The sequence below is a fragment of the Micromonospora sp. NPDC003776 genome (genome assembly GCF_053605645.1).
The window spans coordinates 1-1,025 of sequence record NZ_JBSGJR010001008.1 but is presented as its reverse complement, the minus strand read 5'-3'; the positions used below and the strand labels follow the sequence as shown (position 1 = coordinate 1,025).

Genomic DNA, 1,025 nt, shown 5'->3' with positions numbered 1-1,025 from the left:
CGCGTCGTGGGCGAGCAGGTCGAACCGTACGCCGGAGAAGCCCGGCTCGGCCGCGCCGTCGGCGGCGGCGACCACCGCGGACCCGGGCGGTACGGCCGGCGTGCCGGCGGCGGCCAGTTCCTCCTCGAAGCCCGCCTGGGCGGTCTCGGCGTTCTCGGCCACCCGGACCAGCTTCAGCCGCAGCCAGGAGCGCCGGGGCGTGCCGGTGAGGGTGAACGCGTCGAACCGTTCGGCGATCGCCACGATGACGCCGGGCACGTTCCACGTCTTGCCCCAGACCAGCCGGACCAGCGGCGGCCGCAGCCAGCCGTGCTCGGCCGCGGAGTTCTCCGCCAGGATCCACAGCGGACGGGTGAGGGCGCGGACGTCCTCGGGGCGTACCTGGGTCTCCACGAAGTCGATGTCGAAGAGCAGGTCCAGCACCAGTTCGGTACGGCCGCCGCCGGTGAACAGCAGCGGGTCGTCGGCCAGCCCGACGCCGGTGAGCTGGCCGTCGGGCAGGCCCCGGGGGCGTACCCCGGCCAGCCGGGTGACCTGCACGGTCTCCGGGTTGAGCAGACAGTCCACCCGGACGCCGGTCTCGTCCACCAGGAAGGCGACCCGTTCCATCAGTCACCCGCCTGTTCCCGGTCGAGCCGGCCCAGCCGCGCGGTGTCGGTGGGGCCCACCGAGGGCCGCCACAGCTCCCGGTCGTCCGGCAGGGCGGGCCACGGGTCCCGGGATCGCTGTTCGTCGCCGGCGGCGGCTGCGGGGTCGGACGTGGCGCTGGTCTCGCCGGGCAGCGCCGGCCACGGTGCGCGGGTCGCGCTGCTCCACTCCGGACCCGGGCCCGTCGAGCCGGCCGCGCCGCGGTTCGGGTGCGGCTGTTGCGCGCCCGGTGACGGCAACTGCACCCGAAGGCCGGGGGCCGGCATCCGAGCCGACCGCCGACCCCCGCTGGCGGGTGGGCGGCCATCCGGCTCCCGGCCGCTCCCGAGGGTGCCGTCCGGCGCGTCGCCAGGCCACGCCGGATGCTCCGCTCGGCC

The 1,025-nt window shown here is 76.7% G+C and carries 1 protein-coding gene and 1 pseudogene; both read right to left on the bottom strand.

Annotated features, from left to right (window positions below; all coding sequences use genetic code 11):
• Nucleotides 1-609 (bottom strand): CIS tube protein (locus ACWEVO_RS37120; protein WP_452312040.1); only part of this gene is annotated, 609 nt, incomplete at its 3' end.
• A pseudogene (locus ACWEVO_RS37115) lies at nt 609-1,025 on the bottom strand (hypothetical protein); the annotation flags it as partial. The gene ACWEVO_RS37120 and the pseudogene ACWEVO_RS37115, both read right to left, overlap by 1 nt.